This is a genomic window from Streptomyces sp. PTY087I2, from assembly GCF_001687325.1.
Taxonomy (GTDB): Bacteria; Actinomycetota; Actinomycetes; order Streptomycetales; family Streptomycetaceae; genus Streptomyces.
This window is the reverse complement of record NZ_LZRD01000010.1, coordinates 46,179-61,424: the sequence shown is the minus strand read 5'-3', so window position 1 is coordinate 61,424 and position 15,246 is coordinate 46,179. Positions and strand designations below refer to the sequence as shown.

Annotated in this window: 14 protein-coding genes; 9 read left to right on the top strand and 5 right to left on the bottom strand. The window is 72.0% G+C overall.

The genetic code is table 11. From position 1 onward, the window contains the following. Positions 1 to 13 precede the first annotated feature (13 nt). The 5 genes from A3Q37_RS12845 to A3Q37_RS12825 all read left to right on the top strand — a co-directional run bounded on the left by A3Q37_RS12845 (position 14) and on the right by A3Q37_RS12825 (position 5,381). Positions 14 to 832, top strand: coding sequence for a response regulator transcription factor (locus A3Q37_RS12845; protein WP_065482765.1), 819 nt, complete (start codon positions 14 to 16; stop codon positions 830 to 832). Positions 833 to 856: 24 nt separating this feature from the next. Further along, entirely contained in the window at positions 857 to 1,897 is a 1,041-nt protein-coding gene (locus tag A3Q37_RS12840; RefSeq protein WP_065482760.1) for a LacI family DNA-binding transcriptional regulator, read from the top strand. 105 nt (positions 1,898 to 2,002) lie between these two features. Further along, positions 2,003 to 3,055: a S1C family serine protease gene (locus A3Q37_RS12835; RefSeq protein ID WP_065483323.1), complete on the top strand. Its 1,053-nt coding sequence runs from the start codon at positions 2,003 to 2,005 to the stop codon at positions 3,053 to 3,055. Positions 3,056 to 3,126: 71 nt separating this feature from the next. Beyond that, positions 3,127 to 3,867: a response regulator transcription factor gene (locus A3Q37_RS12830; protein WP_030582061.1), complete on the top strand. Its 741-nt coding sequence runs from the start codon at positions 3,127 to 3,129 to the stop codon at positions 3,865 to 3,867. A 140-nt stretch (positions 3,868 to 4,007) separates the two neighbouring features. Continuing rightward, on the top strand, positions 4,008 to 5,381 hold the full coding sequence (locus A3Q37_RS12825; RefSeq protein WP_255311807.1) for a HAMP domain-containing sensor histidine kinase: 1,374 nt from the start codon (positions 4,008 to 4,010) through the stop codon (positions 5,379 to 5,381). A gap of 27 nt (positions 5,382 to 5,408) precedes the next feature. Here the strand turns inward: A3Q37_RS12825 and A3Q37_RS12820 are convergent, their stop codons facing one another. The 3 genes from A3Q37_RS12820 to A3Q37_RS12810 all read right to left on the bottom strand — a co-directional run bounded on the left by A3Q37_RS12820 (position 5,409) and on the right by A3Q37_RS12810 (position 7,478). Then, positions 5,409 to 5,951, bottom strand: a complete 543-nt coding sequence (locus tag A3Q37_RS12820) for a PIN domain-containing protein (protein WP_065482757.1) — start codon at positions 5,949 to 5,951, stop codon at positions 5,409 to 5,411. Between the two features lie 32 nt (positions 5,952 to 5,983). Beyond that, positions 5,984 to 6,430 carry a helix-turn-helix domain-containing protein gene (locus A3Q37_RS12815; RefSeq protein WP_065482751.1) on the bottom strand — a complete coding sequence of 149 codons (447 nt, stop codon included), beginning with the start codon at positions 6,428 to 6,430 and terminating at the stop codon, positions 5,984 to 5,986. Positions 6,431 to 6,545: 115 nt separating this feature from the next. After that, positions 6,546 to 7,478 carry a phosphatidylinositol-specific phospholipase C gene (locus tag A3Q37_RS12810; RefSeq protein ID WP_065482748.1) on the bottom strand — a complete coding sequence of 311 codons (933 nt, stop codon included), beginning with the start codon at positions 7,476 to 7,478 and terminating at the stop codon, positions 6,546 to 6,548. Positions 7,479 to 7,843: 365 nt separating this feature from the next. On the opposite strand from A3Q37_RS12810, the gene A3Q37_RS12805 reads away from it, so the two are divergent. After that, positions 7,844 to 8,524, top strand: a complete 681-nt coding sequence (locus tag A3Q37_RS12805) for a hypothetical protein (RefSeq protein WP_065482745.1) — start codon at positions 7,844 to 7,846, stop codon at positions 8,522 to 8,524. Positions 8,525 to 8,633: 109 nt separating this feature from the next. On the opposite strand, the gene A3Q37_RS12800 is transcribed toward A3Q37_RS12805, so the two are convergent. Further along, positions 8,634 to 9,275, bottom strand: a complete 642-nt coding sequence (locus tag A3Q37_RS12800) for a maleylpyruvate isomerase family mycothiol-dependent enzyme (protein WP_079137769.1) — start codon at positions 9,273 to 9,275, stop codon at positions 8,634 to 8,636. Positions 9,276 to 9,544: 269 nt separating this feature from the next. Between A3Q37_RS12800 and A3Q37_RS12795 the strand changes: the two genes are divergently transcribed. Then, the gene (locus tag A3Q37_RS12795; protein WP_065482742.1) at positions 9,545 to 10,018 is read left to right on the top strand and encodes a spore-associated protein A; all 474 of its coding nucleotides are present in this window, start codon (positions 9,545 to 9,547) and stop codon (positions 10,016 to 10,018) included. Between the two features lie 210 nt (positions 10,019 to 10,228). Here A3Q37_RS12795 and A3Q37_RS12790 read toward each other — a convergent pair whose 3' ends face one another. Then, the gene (locus tag A3Q37_RS12790) at positions 10,229 to 10,570 is read right to left on the bottom strand and encodes a cupin domain-containing protein (RefSeq protein WP_065482738.1); all 342 of its coding nucleotides are present in this window, start codon (positions 10,568 to 10,570) and stop codon (positions 10,229 to 10,231) included. Between the two features lie 71 nt (positions 10,571 to 10,641). Here A3Q37_RS12790 and A3Q37_RS12785 point away from each other — a divergent pair, with 71 nt between their 5' ends. Further along, positions 10,642 to 11,685 carry a GlxA family transcriptional regulator gene (locus A3Q37_RS12785; protein WP_255311797.1) on the top strand — a complete coding sequence of 348 codons (1,044 nt, stop codon included), beginning with the start codon at positions 10,642 to 10,644 and terminating at the stop codon, positions 11,683 to 11,685. Positions 11,686 to 11,828: 143 nt separating this feature from the next. Continuing rightward, the gene (locus A3Q37_RS12780; RefSeq protein WP_107471528.1) at positions 11,829 to 15,203 is read left to right on the top strand and encodes a S8 family serine peptidase; all 3,375 of its coding nucleotides are present in this window, start codon (positions 11,829 to 11,831) and stop codon (positions 15,201 to 15,203) included. Positions 15,204 to 15,246: the final 43 nt, after the last annotated feature.

Here is a 15,246-nt window from a genome sequence, read left to right as displayed (position 1 = left end):
CAGGTGGGCGGCGATGAGTTCACTGCTGCTCCTCACGAACGCACTCCAGCCGTCGACGGAGGTGCTTCCCGCCCTCGGTCTTCTGCTCCACAGCGTGCGGGTGGCCCCCGCCGAGGGCCCGGCCCTGGTGGACACCCCGGGCGCCGACGCGATCCTCGTCGACGGGCGGCGCGACCTTCCGCAGGTCCGCTCGCTCTGTCAGCTGCTGCGGTCCACGGGGCCCGGCTGTCCGCTGATCCTCGTCGTCACCGAGGGCGGTCTCGCGGCCGTCACCGCCGACTGGGGCGTGGACGACGTCCTGCTGGACACGGCGGGACCGGCGGAGGTCGAGGCGCGGCTGCGGCTGGCCATGGGCCGCCAGCAGATCACCTCGGACGACTCCCCGATGGAGATCCGCAACGGTGATCTCTCCGTCGACGAGGCGACGTACAGCGCGAAACTCAAGGGCCGGGTCCTGGACCTGACCTTCAAGGAATTCGAACTGCTGAAATACCTCGCCCAGCACCCGGGCCGGGTCTTCACCCGCGCCCAGCTCCTCCAGGAGGTCTGGGGGTACGACTACTTCGGCGGTACGCGGACGGTCGACGTCCACGTACGGCGGCTGCGCGCGAAGCTCGGCCCCGAGCACGAGTCGCTGATCGGGACCGTCCGTAACGTCGGCTACCGCTTCGTCGTGCCGGAGAAGGTCGAGCGCGCGGCGGAGGAGGCGAAGGAGCGGGCCGCCACCCGGCAGAAGGCGGACGGCTCCGACGCCCGGCCTGTCGCCCGTTCGGAGCAGTCCTCTTCGGCCACGGCGGAGCAAGAAGCCCCGGTCCGGGCTGCCAAGGGATAGGTCCATCCGCGTAGACTGCCGCGCGTGGCCAAGGTGACGCGGGACGATGTGGCGAGACTGGCGGGGACGTCGACCGCGGTCGTCAGCTACGTCATCAACAACGGACCCCGGCCGGTCGCCCCGGCCACGCGCGAGCGGGTGCTCGCCGCGATCAAGCAGTTGGGCTACCGGCCCGACCGGGTCGCCCAGGCCATGGCCTCGCGCCGCACGGACCTCATAGGCATGATCGTGCCGGACGCCCGGCAGCCGTTCTTCGCGGAGATGGCACACGCGGTCGAACAGGCCGCCGCCGAACGCGGGAAAATGGTGCTCGTCGGTAATTCCGACTACCGCGACGAGCGCGAGGTCCACTACCTGCGGGCCTTCCTCGGGATGCGGGTCTCCGGGCTGATCCTGGTCAGCCAGGGCCCCAGCGAGCGCGCCGCCGCCGAGATCGAGGCCTGGGACGCCCGGGTCGTCCTGCTGCACGAGCGCCCCGAGGCGATCGACGACGTGGCCGTGGTCACCGACGACGTGGGCGGCGCGCAGCTCGCCACCCGCCATCTGCTGGAGCACGGCCATCCGTACGTGGCCTGCCTCGGCGGTACGGAGGAGACCCCGTCGGTCGGCGACCCGGTCGCCGACCACGTCGAGGGCTGGCGGCGGGCGATGCACGAGTCGGGCCGCTCCACGGAGGGCCGGCTGTTCCAGGCCCCGTACAACCGTTACGACGCCTATCAGGTGGCCCTCGGGATTCTCTCCGGCCCCGACCGGCCGCCGGCGATCTTCTGCGCCACGGACGACCAGGCCTTCGGTGTGCTGCGGGCCGCCCGTGAGCTGCGCATCGACGTGCCGGGCGAGCTGGCGGTGGCGGGCTTCGACGACGTGAAGGAGGCGGGTCTCACCGATCCGCCGCTGACCACGGTCTACTCCGATCGTCCGGCGATGGCGCGGGCGGCCGTGGACCTGGTCCTGGACGACGCCCTGCGGGTCTCCGGATCGCGGCGCGAGCGGCTGAAGCAGTTCCCCTCGGCGCTGGTGGTCCGGCGCTCGTGCGGCTGCGGGGAGCCCTCCGCGTCCGCCTGAGCCGCTCCGACCCGCTTTCGGCTTTACAGCGGGCATACGCGGTTCTTCCGGGCTTCTCAGGACGCGCTCAGGCGGCTCTCATCTTCGCCGATCAGCCTGGTGGACATGACGGAGAACCTTCGCCCGAGCGGCGCGCACTCGACGGACCAGGACCCGACCTCGTACCCGTACGCCTCCTCCTACGGAACGGCGTACAACAGCGCAACGGGCGGATACCCGCCGCCGCCCGCGTACGCCCCCACCCCCTCCACCGGCCGTCGCAAGGCCAAGCGGCCCGTCGCGCTGCTGGCGGCGGTGGCGATCGCGGCGGGCGTGATCGGCGGCGGCACCGCCACCCTCGTCGGCCAGCTGAACGGCCAGAACTCCGCCGCCACCGGTTCGGGCGGCGCGGTCAACGGCACCACCGTCTCACAGAGCAGCAAGGGCACCGTGGCGGGCGTCGCGGAGGCGGTCTCGCCCGCGATCGTGGAGATCGGCGCCTCCTCGTCGGCGGGCAAGTCCACCGGATCGGGTGTCGTGATCACCGAGGACGGCGAGATCGTCACCAACAACCACGTCATCTCCGGCGCGCAGCAGATTCAGGTCACCCTCTCCACCGGCAAGACGTACACGGCCGACGTCGTGGGCACCGACCCCGACAAGGATCTGGCGCTCATCAAGCTCCGGGGCGCGAGCGGGCTGAAGACGGCGACGCTGGGCGACTCCTCCAAGGTCAAGGTCGGCGAGGAGGTCGTGGCGATCGGCTCGCCCGAGGGCCTGACCGGCACGGTCACCAGCGGGATCGTCTCCGCGCTGGACCGGGACGTGACGGTGGCGAAGGACGACTCCGGCAGCTCCGGGCAGGGTCAGGGCCGGCAGGGCGGCGGCCAGGAGTGGCCGTTCGAGTTCGGCGGGCAGCAGTTCAACGGCGACACGGGCGAGGAGACCACCACGTACAAGGCGCTCCAGACCGACGCCTCGCTCAACCCCGGCAACTCCGGTGGTGCGCTGATCAACATGGACGGGGAGATCATCGGCATCAACTCGGCGATGTACTCGCCCAGTTCCTCGGCGTCCGGCAGCGGTTCCTCGGCGGGCAGCGTGGGCCTCGGCTTCGCGATCCCGGTGAACACGCTCAAGGCCGACCTGGACACCCTGCGCGCGGGGAACGGCTCCTGACCGTGCGAGGCTGAGAGCGCCCGAGCAGGGCGGACGGACCCAGGTCGACACGAGAAGAGGACGAGACAGCGATGAGCCCCGCCGAAGACGATCCCCAGCGCATCCTGATCGTCGACGACGAGCCGGCCGTGCGCGAGGCGCTGCGGCGCAGCCTCGCCTTCGAGGGGTACGGCACGCAGGTCGCGGTCGACGGGTACGACGCCCTGGCGATGGCCGAGGCGTACGCCCCCGATCTCATCGTCCTGGACATCCAGATGCCCCGGATGGACGGGCTCACCGCCGCCCGCCGCATCCGGGCGACCGGCTCGACCACGCCCATCCTGATGCTCACCGCCCGCGACACCGTCGGGGACCGGGTCACCGGCCTGGACGCGGGGGCGGACGACTACCTGGTCAAGCCGTTCGAGCTGGACGAGCTGTTCGCCCGGATCCGGGCCCTGCTGCGCCGCAGCAGTTACGCGTCGGCAGCGGCGGCGGGCGCGGAGGCCCCCGACGACGACGTGCTGTCCTTCGCGGACCTGCGGATGGACCTGGCCACCCGCGAGGTCACCCGGGGCGAGCGGCGGGTGGAGCTGACCCGTACGGAGTTCACGCTGCTGGAGATGTTCCTCTCCCACCCCCGCCAGGTGCTGACCCGGGAGCAGATCCTCAAGGCGGTCTGGGGCTTCGACTTCGAGCCGAGCTCCAACTCGCTGGACGTGTACGTGATGTACCTGCGCCGGAAGACGGAGGCGGGCGGCGAGCCGCGTCTCGTCCACACCGTGCGCGGGGTGGGCTACGCGCTGCGTACGGGCGGGAGCGGGGAGGCGTGAGCGGGCCGACGCCGGACGCGGACGCACAGGGCCGGAGTGGCCCGAGCGGGTCGACGGCCGTCGCGACGGACGGGCGGGGGCGGCGGGGCCTGCGTCCGCTGCGCCGGTTCCGGGCGCTGCCACTGCGCTCCCGGCTGGCGATGCTGGTGGCCACGGCGGTCGCGGTGGCGGTCGCGGCGGTGGCGGCGGCGTGCTGGTTCGTGACCCGGGAGCAGCTGGAGGACCAGCTCGACGACTCGCTGCGCAACGCGAAGATGGACAACGCGCCGATGCGCGATCTGCTGTCCTCGTGCCTGAGCGGCGGACAGCTGCCCGCCCAGGAGTTCCCCGGCCAGTACACCGTGCAGATCGTCGCGGCGAACGGCGACTACTGCACGGCCCCGAACACGACGCCCGTGCCCGCCCAGCCCAGCGACATCGCGGTGGCGGCGGGGCGGGAGGCCGACGCCCTGCACACGACGGCGAACGACGCCGGACAGGAGATGCGCGTCTACACCCGCAAGCTGCCGCCGGTGGTCAGCTCCGGCCAGGCCAACAACGAGCTCGCCGTCTCGGTGGCCCGCCCGCTCAGCGAGATCGACGCGCCGCTGTCCACGCTCGCCTGGGTGCTGGCCCTGGTCGGCGGCATCGGCGTCGTCGGCGCGGGCGCGGCCGGGCTGTGGGTGGCGCGGGCGGGGCTGCGCCCGGTGGACGAGCTGACGGAAGCCGTCGAACACGTGGCACGCACCGAGGACTTGACCGTACGGATCCCGGTCGACGGGGAGGACGAGATCGCCCGCCTGTCGAACTCCTTCAACTCCATGGCCGCCCAGCTCGCCTCCTCCCGCGACCGCCAGTCGCAGCTGATCGCGGACGCGGGCCATGAGCTGCGCACCCCGCTGACCTCGCTGCGGACGAACGTGGAGCTGCTGGCGCGCAGCGACGAGACGGGCCGGGTGATCCCGCCGGAGGACCGCAAGGCGCTGATGGCGTCGGTGAAGGCGCAGATGACGGAGCTGGCCGCGCTGATCGGCGACCTCCAGGAGCTGGCCCGCCCGGACGCGGCCGAGCCGGGCCCGCTCCAGGTGGTGGCCCTGCACGAGATCGCCCGCACCGCCCTGCGCCGCGCCCGGCTGCGCGGCCCGGAGCTGACGATCACGGAGGACCTGGCCCCCTGGTACGTACGGGCGGAGCCGGCGGCGCTGGAGCGGGCGATCGTCAACGTCCTGGACAACGCGGTGAAGTTCAGCCCGCCGCACGCCACGATCGACGTGCGCCTGCACCGGGGCGAGCTGACGGTACGGGACCGGGGCCCCGGCATCCCCGCCGAGGAACTCCCCCACGTCTTCGAACGCTTCTGGCGCTCCCCGACCGCCCGCCAGCTCCCCGGCTCGGGCCTGGGCCTGTCCATCGTGGCCCGTACGGTGCACCAGGCGGGCGGCACGATCGCCCTCCGCCCGGCCCCGGACGGAGGCCCGGGCACGGTGGCGACGCTGACGCTGCCGGGAGCACCTACGCCGCCGCCGGAGATGTGAGGGCTGCCGGGGCGCCCTCCGCTCCTCTCAGAGACGGCGGCGGAACTCGGCGGCGAACTGGGGCGCTCCGCCGGCGCTGATCCGGTCGAGCAGGCCATGCAGATCGCGGGGCTCACGCCGGTAACTGTTCACCTGCGCACGAAGGACGATGCCGACCTCGACCGGAGCGAGGTCGAGCATGTCGAGCAGGAACTCGTCGGGGTGCAGCACCTCGATCCCGTACGGATCGGCCGCCGCAGAGGGAAAGTCCTTCAGGTTCAGCGTGACGACAGCATGGGCGTGCCCGCCGATCGCCGCTGCCAGGACATGCCGGTCCTTGGGGTCGTTCGTCATGGCGGGTATGAGCGCCGTGTACCCGGAAACCAGGCTCTCAGGGAACGCACCCGCCATGACGTCGACGAGTCCCTTCGCTTTCTGGTCCCCGATCCGCTCAGCGACATTCCTGGTCAGCTCGTCCAGGATGTCGGCCGACCAGAGCGGCTCGTAGAGCTCGGCCTCTGCGAGCCGGAGCAGAGTGTCCCTGAGGTAGTTCGGGTACAGGACACAAGTGTCCAGGACGACGCGCTGCACATCGCTCCAGTCAGCTCGGCGGATTCGGGCGGTCAGTCACCGTAGAGGCCGGACTCTTCGGTCAGTCCGGCCAGCTCGTCCAGCCCTCGGCGACGTTGTGTGCGCCGCTTCTCCTTGTAGTCCAGGACATCTGCCAGGAGGACCCTGCGGTGCCGTCCCGGCCGGTTGAACGGCAAGCCTCCCTCGTCCAGGATCTTGACGAAGGTCGGTCTGCTGACTCCGAGCAGGTCGGCGGCCTCTTGCGTGGTCAGCGTGGTATTCACAGGCGCGACGGTCACCGCCTTGCCCTCCGCCAGGGCGCGCACGACGACCATCAGCGCCTCGTAGACCTCCGGGGGGAGGCTGTGAGTCGCGCCGTCGGGGCCCCGGAGCAGAGCAGGCTCGGCAGCCGCCGGCGTCCGGTCGAGGAAGGCCCTGAGTTCGGCGACTTCCTCACGGTGCTCGGGCAGAAGCGTGCGGTCTTCCGCGGTGCTGTGCATAGCTCTGTCTCCTTTGAGAGTGAACCAAGCATCGCAGAATTCGAAAGAAACGCAAGCCGCCGGTGTGGGGCGCGGCGCCTGGGGCCGGAGGCCCCAGGCCCTCCGGCCCCCTCGCTCACCCCGTCGGGTTGTGCCGGATCAGCGACTCGACGAGGCCGGCCCGCTGGTTCGGGTAGTCCAGCGGGACGATGCCGAGCCCGGTCCACCCGGCGGTCTCCGCGCGCTCCAGGAAGGAGTGCACCTGCGGGTTGAGGCGGTCGGCGTTCCAGCGGGGCGGCATCAGGGCGGCGGTGGAGACGTAGTTCATGTAGAACGTGCCCGGCTGCGAGGCCGCCTTGCGGAACTGGGCCTCGATCTTGGGGTACTTGGCGAACGGCTCCGCCATGTAGTCGTCCTGGATGTCGAAGAGCGCCGGGTCCGCGTACCGCACCCCCGGCAGCCCGCCGTTGTCCGCGAGCAGCACCACCTTGCCGCGGGCCCCGCCGAGGTCGGGGAGCGTGGAGTCGAGGCGGAACAGCGACCGCCAGCCCCGCCGGTCCAGGTAGTCGTCGAAGACCGCCCGGAACGCGGCGTCGCTCTCGGACGAGTACTCCTGCTTGACCCGCATCAGCACGGTCTCGGCCGGGCTCGCGGCGAGGAAGTCCCGGCAGGTGATGAGGACATCGCCGAACATCATGTTCTGGAACGACGCCCCGTGGTGGATCGCGAACGAGCCGTCGATGAGCCGGCACCGTACGTCGAGGAAGCGGATGCCGCTGGTCAACTGCTGGGCGATCGTGGTGTTCTGACACTCCGACCAGGGCCCGCCGAACCGGGCCCCCGAGTCGTGCGTCCCCGGGATCGTCAGCTGCCGGAGCGCGGTGCCGTCGGGCAGGCCGGCCATCCAGTCCTGCGTCCCCCGGACCGCCCGGGCCTTCTCCCGTGCGGCGGCGACGGCGGTGGGCGCCGCGCCCACGATCGCGGTGGCGGATACGGCGAGGGCACCGGCCAGAAAGCCTCTGCGGGAGGGCCGGGACGAGGACTCGGGTGTGCGCGCGGGGGTGGACATGGGGGGTGCCTCCAAGGGCCGTGGGGAGTCGGACCGGGCGAACCCTTGGATTCTGTCGGGTACACGTCATACAGGAAAGAGGGCACGCGCCCCCGCCTCCACGACGGGGAGCCGCGTGAACGTTAACGAAATACCGCGGAATGAAATATTCAACATGTCGCCGAACGGAATTACCGAAGTCGCATAAATGGATGGTTGAGATTGACGAAAGGTCTTTATTCTGGGGCCACTTGACCGGCCCATTCGGCCCGTCGCGACCCCGAGAGAAAAGGCAATGACCGGCGCGCTCACCAACAGCGGCCGGCGCCCCTTTCCCTCCGTCGCGGAATCCACCGGACAGAACGCGAGGAAGACCTGTGCGACGTATGACCTCCGCTTTCCTTTCCCTGAGCGCCCTGCTGACCGCCTCCGTGCTCGCCGCCCCCGTGGCGGGCGCCGCCCCGCAGGACGGTGGGCCGGCCGCCGTACCCGCAGGATGGGAGAGGGTGGAAGGGTCCGAGCCGGCGAGAATCGCCGGGAGCGACGGGAGAGACCGGGCCTCGGCCGCCGCCGGGCGCAGCGCCACGGACCTCAGCGCCTCCGCCCAGGACGACGACTCCGGTACGTTCGCGCTCAAGTCGGTCCGCAACGGAAAGTTCACGGCCGCCGAGAAGAACTACGCCTCCCCCAACACCGGTGTCCTGCGCGCCCGTTCGACCGTGGTGACCGGCGGGTGGGAGGGCTTCGCCTTCGAATGGCACGAGGCCACCCGGACCTACGCGCTGAAGTCCCTGGCGAACAACCGCTACGTCGCGGTCGAGCGGAACTACACCGGCACCTCGCAGAACGTCCTGCGCGCCCGCTCAACCGGCACGGGCACCTGGGAGCGGTTCACGCTCTACTACAACGAGGGCGCGGACCGCTGGGCGCTCCAGTCCGCGCTGAACGGCCGCTTCGTCGCCATGGAGAACAGCTACACGGGGTCGCTCCAGTACGTGCTGCGCGCCCGGTCCCTCGACGTCACGGGCTCCTGGGAGCAGTTCGAGCTGTACGAGATCGAGGGCTGACCCCGGCGGGGGGGGCGTACGGCGGGCGGGCCCGGCTGTACTGCGGGCGCGCCCGGCCGCACGCCCGTACGCCGCACCCAAGGGCCACCGCCCGGCGCCCCGCGACACCTCAGGCCACGGCCCCCGCGAGCGGCCCGGCCCCCGGCCCGTCCAGGTCGTCGAGCGCCACCCGGCGGCCGGACACGGCCAGGAGCAGGGACAGCGCGGGGCCGGCCACCTCCGGCCCCTCCCCGATCGACAGGTCGGCGTCCGTCGCCGTCAGCCGGACGGACGCCACCGCCTCCTTCGCCCCGCCGAACGACGCCGGAGTCCGCACCTGGAGGCGCAGCGCCCGGACCACCGCCTCCTGCGGATAGGGGCGGACCAGGCCCACCACCCGCCGGATGTCCTCGCCGTGCACGACCTCCTCGACCAGCCGGGTGTCGAGCGGGGCCGGAGGCGTCGTCGTCCGCGACACCACGCTCCGCAGCCGCTCCAGCGTCTCCGCGGGCGACGCCCCGCGCCGGAGCTCCACCCCGCGCGCGTTGTGCAGATCGAAGTCGAACCGCGCCCGCACGAGTCCGGCGACGAAGCCGATACGGGTCGTGAGCGCGGTGTCCACGAGATGGGCGGCCACATCGTGCACGGTCCACCCCGCACAGAGCGACGGCGTCGCCCACCGGTCGGCCTCCAGCCGCGCGAGGTCGTCGGCCAGCGCCGCGCGCTCGGCGTGCACCATGCGCCAGATCCCGCGCTTCTCGTCGCTCTTCACGGCTGCCTCCACTCGACTGCGTCATGACCGGTCTGCCGTATGAGACCCCGGACGCGCCCGATACTCATCGCCACCGGACACGGGGCATGTGATCAATAAAGGTGATCTTGCCCCCATGTGTCATGAATTCGTAACAGCGCGCAAACAGCACAACTCCTGCGCGTCACGACCTGTCCGACAGGGTGTGACTCACACCACTTCGAGGGGTGAGGAGCCGGGCGCCCGACCAGGCGTCGCGCAGTGAACGCATCGAGAAACCGGGGAACAACATGATCAACATCCGACGTGCGTCGGCCATCGGCGCCGCTGTCACCGCCACCGCCTGCGCCGCGGTCGCGCTCGCACCGGCCGCCGTCGCGGCCGAGCCGACCGCCCAGCGGGCCACCGCGGCACCGAAGGCCGCCGCCGCGCAGTACAACGGGGTCTGCGGCAGCGGCTACGCCGTGGTGAACTCCGCCCAGATCGGCACCAAGGGCACGGTCTTCCTCACGTACAACTCCGCCACCGGCAAGAACTGTGTGGTGACCATCCGCACCACGCCCGGAAAGGCCGTACACATGACGGCCTCGCTCGGCTTCGCCTCGCCCACCACGACGGTCACGGACACGGGGTACTTCACCACGTACGCGGGCCCGGTCTACCTCGACGCGCGCGGCCTGTGCGTGACGTGGCGCGGCGAGATCTCCGGCGAGGTCGCGGGCAAGAACGGCACCAACTGCGGCTCCCTGGCCGCGAACCGGTGACGGTCCCGCACTGAACGTCGGCGGCCCGCTGTGTGGTGTGCGCACACCACACAGCGGGCCGCAGCGGGTCACACCCGGGGGCCGTCCCGTCCGCCCGGTCCCCTGTTCCGGGCGGACGGGACGGCCCCCGGGCTCAGGCGCTCAGGGCACCCAGACCCCAGGCGCTCAGAAGGCGCCCCGGCGCTCACGCACACCCAGGCACTCAGGCACTCAGGCGCTCATCAGCGAGATACCCAGCATCCGCGCCCCCTTCTCCGTACGCGGCCGATGCTCGCTGCCCGGCGCGAACACGACGTACGCCCCCGGACCATGGCGCTCCCCGCCGTCGATGACCTCGCCGCTCAGGACGAAGTACCGCTCCTCCGTGGCGTGTTGGTCGACCTCCGGCCACTCCGTGCCCGCCGCGAAGTCGATCAGCCAGCCCCGGGCGTACGCCGTGGCCGGCAGCCTTCGGCGGACGATGCCCGGGGCCACCTCGTGCGCCTCGACGTCGTCGACCTGGACGACGGTCTTCAGGCCGCCCGCCGCGTTCGTTCGCGTGTCCTCGCTCATGGCTCCACCGTCGCGCGGAACGATCACCCGGGGCGAGTGTCCGTCCTGACATCCTCGGGTACTTTCCTGCCATGCCCCCATCCCCGCCTCATCACGTGGTGGCGCTGCTCAACGACCCGCAGTCGCCCTTCGAACTCGCCTGTGCGGCCGAGGTGTTCGGCGTCCACACAAACCTGCCAGCGCACTACACGTTCGAGATCTGCGCGCGGCGGCCCGGCCCCCTGCCGACCACCGCCGGGTACCCGCTGCTCGTCGAGAGCGGCCTCGACGCCCTGCGGAGGGCGGACACCGTCGTCGTACCGGGCTGGCTGCCGCCCGGCGGCCCGGTGCCGGGCGACGTCCTCGACGCGCTGCGGGCGGCCCACCGGCGCGGGGCGCGCATCGTGTCCATCTGCACGGGCGCCTTCGTCCTCGCCGGGGCCGGGCTGCTGGACGGGCGGCGCGCGACCACGCACTGGCGGCGGACCGGCCAACTGGCCGACGCCTTCCCCGAGGTGAGCGTCGCCGAGGACGTGCTGTACGTCGACCACGGCGATGTCGCGACCAGCGCGGGGAGCGGCGCGGGCATCGACCTCTGCCTCCACCTCGTACGGTCCGACCTGGGCTCCGCCTACGCCGCCCAGGTGGCCCGGAGCATGGTGCTGCCGCCGCACCGGGACGGCAGCCAGCTCCCGTACGCGCCCCCGCCCACCCGCACGGGCAGAGACCCCGCCCCCGGCACGGACGCGTCGCTGGCCCCCGTCCTGGAGTGGGCCCTGACCCGGCTGGCGGCGGACCTCTCCGTCGGCCGGCTGGCCGCGTACGCCGGGCTCTCCCCGCGCACCTTCGCCCGCCGGTTCGTCCGCCAGGTCGGCGTCAGCCCCGGGCAGTGGCTGCTCCAGCAGCGCATCGACGCGGCCCGGTCCCTGCTGGAGCAGACCGACCTGCCCGTCGAGACGGTCGCGGCCCGGGTGGGCCTGTCGTCGGCGGTCAACCTGCGACGACGGTTCCGTACCGCTGTGGGCACAACGCCCGGCGCGTACCGCCGTCTCTTCGGCGAAGCGGCAACGGCGAAGCCCCTCCCGTCGTCCGCCCCTCCCGCCGCTTGCCCCTTGTCCAGACCGATCAGTGGCTGAATACTGCACCCCCACGGGGCCCGTGGTGCTGAAGCGCCACATGTGACTGATGGTGTTGGCGATGTGTCGCGCCTTCAGGTGTCCGAAAGCGCTCGGGTCCCCGCCCGCACGGCCCGACCTGTCGGACTATCCAGAGGACTGACGTGCCAAGCCAAGCAAGAAGACGTGCCGTCGCCGTAGCCGTGATCGCGGCCCTGGCGACGACCGCCGCCGCCGTACCGGCCACCGCCGGCCCGCGAACGGCCCCGAAAGCCCCGCAGCCACCCGCGAAGACGGCGAAACCCTCGAAGGACGCCGCACCGCACCGCGTACAGCTGATCACCGGCGACGTGGTCGAGATGACCTCCGGCCGCGTCACCGGCTTCCACCCCGCGCCCGGCCGCGAGAACATCCCCGTCCATCTGCGCGAGGACGGGGACCGCAGTGTCGTCGTCCCGCTCGACGCCCAGCGGCTGATAGCCGACGGAACGATCGACCAACGTCTCTTCGAGGTAACGGGTCTGGACACTCCGGCGGCGCGCAAGGCCTACCGCGACGGTCTCCGGATCATCGTCGGCTACCGGGGCACGGCCGCCTCGGCCCGCGCGGCGGTGGGCGCGGCGGGCGGCACGGAGGTACGCCGCACCCTCAAGCCCCTGAACGCGCAGGCGGTCACCACGCCAGGCCAGGACCTGCCGCGCCTGTGGAAGGCCCTCACCCAGCCGGACGGCGACAGCGGCGGCAACAACGGCAGCGGAACGGCCGCCCGGACCGCCGCGTCCGGCATCGACCGGGTCTGGCTGGACGGCACGGTCTCGGCCCAACTCGACGTCAGCGTCCCGCAGATCGGCGCGGACAAGGTGTGGGAGGCCGGCTACGACGGCACGGGCGTGAAGGTCGCCGTGCTCGACACCGGCGTCGACGAGACCCACCCCGACCTCGCGGGCCGACAGATCGCCGAGAAGAACTTCTCCGCCTCCCCCGACGCCAAGGACCGCCAGGGCCACGGCACTCACGTCGCGTCCACCGTCGCGGGCACCGGGGCCAAGGGCGGTGGGACGTACAAGGGGGTCGCGCCCGGGGCCCGGCTGCTCGACGGCAAGGTCCTCGACGACTCCGGCAGCGGCAACGAGTCCGACATCATCGCCGCCATCGAGTGGGCGGTCGGCGAGGGCGCCGACATCGTCAACATGAGCCTGGGCGGCCCCGATTCGCCCGGTGTCGAGCCCCTCGAAGAAGCGGTGAACCACTACACCGACACCGCGGGCGTCCTCTTCGCCATCGCCGCGGGCAACGAGGGCCCGGGCGCGAGCACCGTCGGCACGCCGGGCGCGGCGGACGGGGCGCTGACCGTCGGCGCGGTCGACGGCGACGACCGGACGGCGGACTTCTCCAGCCGGGGCCCGCGCGTCGGCGACGGCGCGATCAAGCCGGACGTGACGGCCCCGGGCGTCGACATCACCGCCGCGTCCGCGCCCGGCAGCACGATCGCGAAGCAGTACGGCGAGAACCCCGAGGGGTACGTCACCATCTCGGGCACCTCCATGGCGACGCCCCATGTGGCGGGCGCGGCCGCCCTGTTGAAGCAGCGCAACCCCGGCTGGAAGGCGGCCGAGCTGAAGGGCGCCCTGACGGCCTCCACCAAGGACACCGGGTTTCCGGCGTTCGAGCAGGGCTCGGGCCGTATCCAGGCGGACCGGGCCGTCGAGCAGACGGTGTACGCCGAACCGGTCTCGCTGAACTTCGGCACCGCCGAATGGCCGCACGACGACGACCGCCCGGTCGAGCGCACCCTCACCTACCGCAACTCCTCCGACACCGACGTCACGCTGGCCGTCACGGCGAGGGGCACGGGACCGGACGGGGCTGCGGCCCCCGAGGGCATGTTCACCGTCAGCGCCGCCGAGGTCACCGTCCCGGCGGGCGGAACCGCAGACGTGACCGTCACCGCCGACACGACGGTCGAAGCCCCCGACGGGCAGTACAGCGCGGCCGTGATCGCGACCGGCGGCGGGCAGAGCGTGCGCAGTGCCGCCGCCGTCGAGCGGGAAGGCGCCGCGTACCCCGTACAGCTGAAGCATCTGGGCCGCGAGGGCAAGGACGCGGCCGCGTTCCAGACGTACGTGACCGGGCTGACCGGCGACGCGGCGGGCCAGGAGTTCGCGCTCGACGAGGCGACGGACTCCACCGAACTGCGGCTGCCCGTAGGCGAATACAGCGTGCAGGGAATCGTCCTGGCGGACCGCTCGGACCCCGCCCGGGGCATCGACTGGATCGCGCAGCCCAAGCTGAAGGTCGACGGCCCGCGGGACGTCACCCTGGACGCCCGCACGGCGAAGCCGGTGGACATCACCGTCCCGGACCGCCGGGCGAAGGCCCAACAGGCCCACGCCGCCTACCTTTTGAAGGTCGGCCACTCGGACCTGAAGTTCGGCTGGCGGCTGCCGTCCTTCGAGAACGTCCGCTCCGCCGGACTGGGCCCGGACGTCACCGACGGATCCCTCCAGCAGATCTGGGACGCGCACTTCGCGGTCGGCGAGGACACGCAGTACTCGCAGATCCACGGCGGCCCGGTGACCCGCCCCGCGACCGGCTACACGCAGCACCCCGCCAGCCGGGACTTCGCACGCCTGGTGACGGGGCTCGGCGAGCCGGTGGCGGGCAAGGACGCCTTCCTCACCCCGCTGGGCCATCTGCCGGCGGCCGGTTTCGGCCTCTCCTCCGGCCGTACGCTCCAGAGCCCGAGCACGCAGACGCTGTATCTGGCGGGGTCGGCCGGGGCCACCTGGTACATCGGCTTCGAGCAGCTGGGAGACATGCTGCCGAACGGCTGGCAACTCACCGACAGCCGCTACTCGTTGAACGACCAGGCCTACCGCCCGGGCCGCACCTACCGTACGGCGATCAACACCGGGGTCTACGGTCCGGTGCTGAACGGCCAGAAGCGCGTCGACCGCTCCGGCGACACGCTCTACGCGTTCCTGAGCATGTTCGCGGACGGGCACGACCACGACGGCTTCACCACTCTGGAGAGCGCCCGCACCACCCTCCACCGCGACGGCGAGAAGATCGCGGAGAACGACAGCGACCTGAGCTTCGCGTCCTTCACGGTCCCGGCCGAGGAGGCCGAGTACACCCTGAGCACCTCGGTCGCCCGGAGCCCGAAGATCGCCCGCGCGGGCACCCGGATCGACGCGTCGTGGACGTTCCGCTCCGGCGCCGACGACCAGGGGGCCGTGCCCGCGTCCGTGGTGCGCTTCCGCCCCGACGTCGACCTGTCCTCGCAGGTCCGGGCGGGATGGCTGACCTCCGTACCGGTCGAGATCCAGGGCGCGGCGGCGCAGGGCAACCTCAGGTCGCTGCGGATCGATGCGTCGTACGACAACGCTGTCAGCTGGCAGCGGGTCCCCGTCCTCCTGGGCCGGGCGCTCGTGAAGACGCCCGCGAAGGGCAAGGCGGTGACGCTGCGCGCGGAGATCGTGGACCGGCAGGGGAACACGTCGGTGCTGACGTTCCACGACGCGTTTCTGGCCCGCTGACGAGGTAGCGGAGGTCTCGGGTTGAGCCGAGGGGCAGCGGGGA

Coding starts and splice junctions, on each gene's coding strand:
- A3Q37_RS12845 (WP_065482765.1), top strand. CDS start 14: ATGAGTTCACTGCTGCTCCTCACGAACGCACTCCAGCCGTCGACGGAG.
- A3Q37_RS12835 (WP_065483323.1), top strand. CDS start 2,003: ATGACGGAGAACCTTCGCCCGAGCGGCGCGCACTCGACGGACCAGGAC.
- A3Q37_RS12830 (WP_030582061.1), top strand. CDS start 3,127: ATGAGCCCCGCCGAAGACGATCCCCAGCGCATCCTGATCGTCGACGAC.
- A3Q37_RS12825 (WP_255311807.1), top strand. CDS start 4,008: ATGCTGGTGGCCACGGCGGTCGCGGTGGCGGTCGCGGCGGTGGCGGCG.
- A3Q37_RS12815 (WP_065482751.1), bottom strand. CDS start 6,430: ATGCACAGCACCGCGGAAGACCGCACGCTTCTGCCCGAGCACCGTGAG.
- A3Q37_RS12810 (WP_065482748.1), bottom strand. CDS start 7,478: ATGTCCACCCCCGCGCGCACACCCGAGTCCTCGTCCCGGCCCTCCCGC.
- A3Q37_RS12805 (WP_065482745.1), top strand. CDS start 7,844: ATGACCTCCGCTTTCCTTTCCCTGAGCGCCCTGCTGACCGCCTCCGTG.
- A3Q37_RS12795 (WP_065482742.1), top strand. CDS start 9,545: ATGATCAACATCCGACGTGCGTCGGCCATCGGCGCCGCTGTCACCGCC.
- A3Q37_RS12790 (WP_065482738.1), bottom strand. CDS start 10,570: ATGAGCGAGGACACGCGAACGAACGCGGCGGGCGGCCTGAAGACCGTC.
- A3Q37_RS12785 (WP_255311797.1), top strand. CDS start 10,642: ATGCCCCCATCCCCGCCTCATCACGTGGTGGCGCTGCTCAACGACCCG.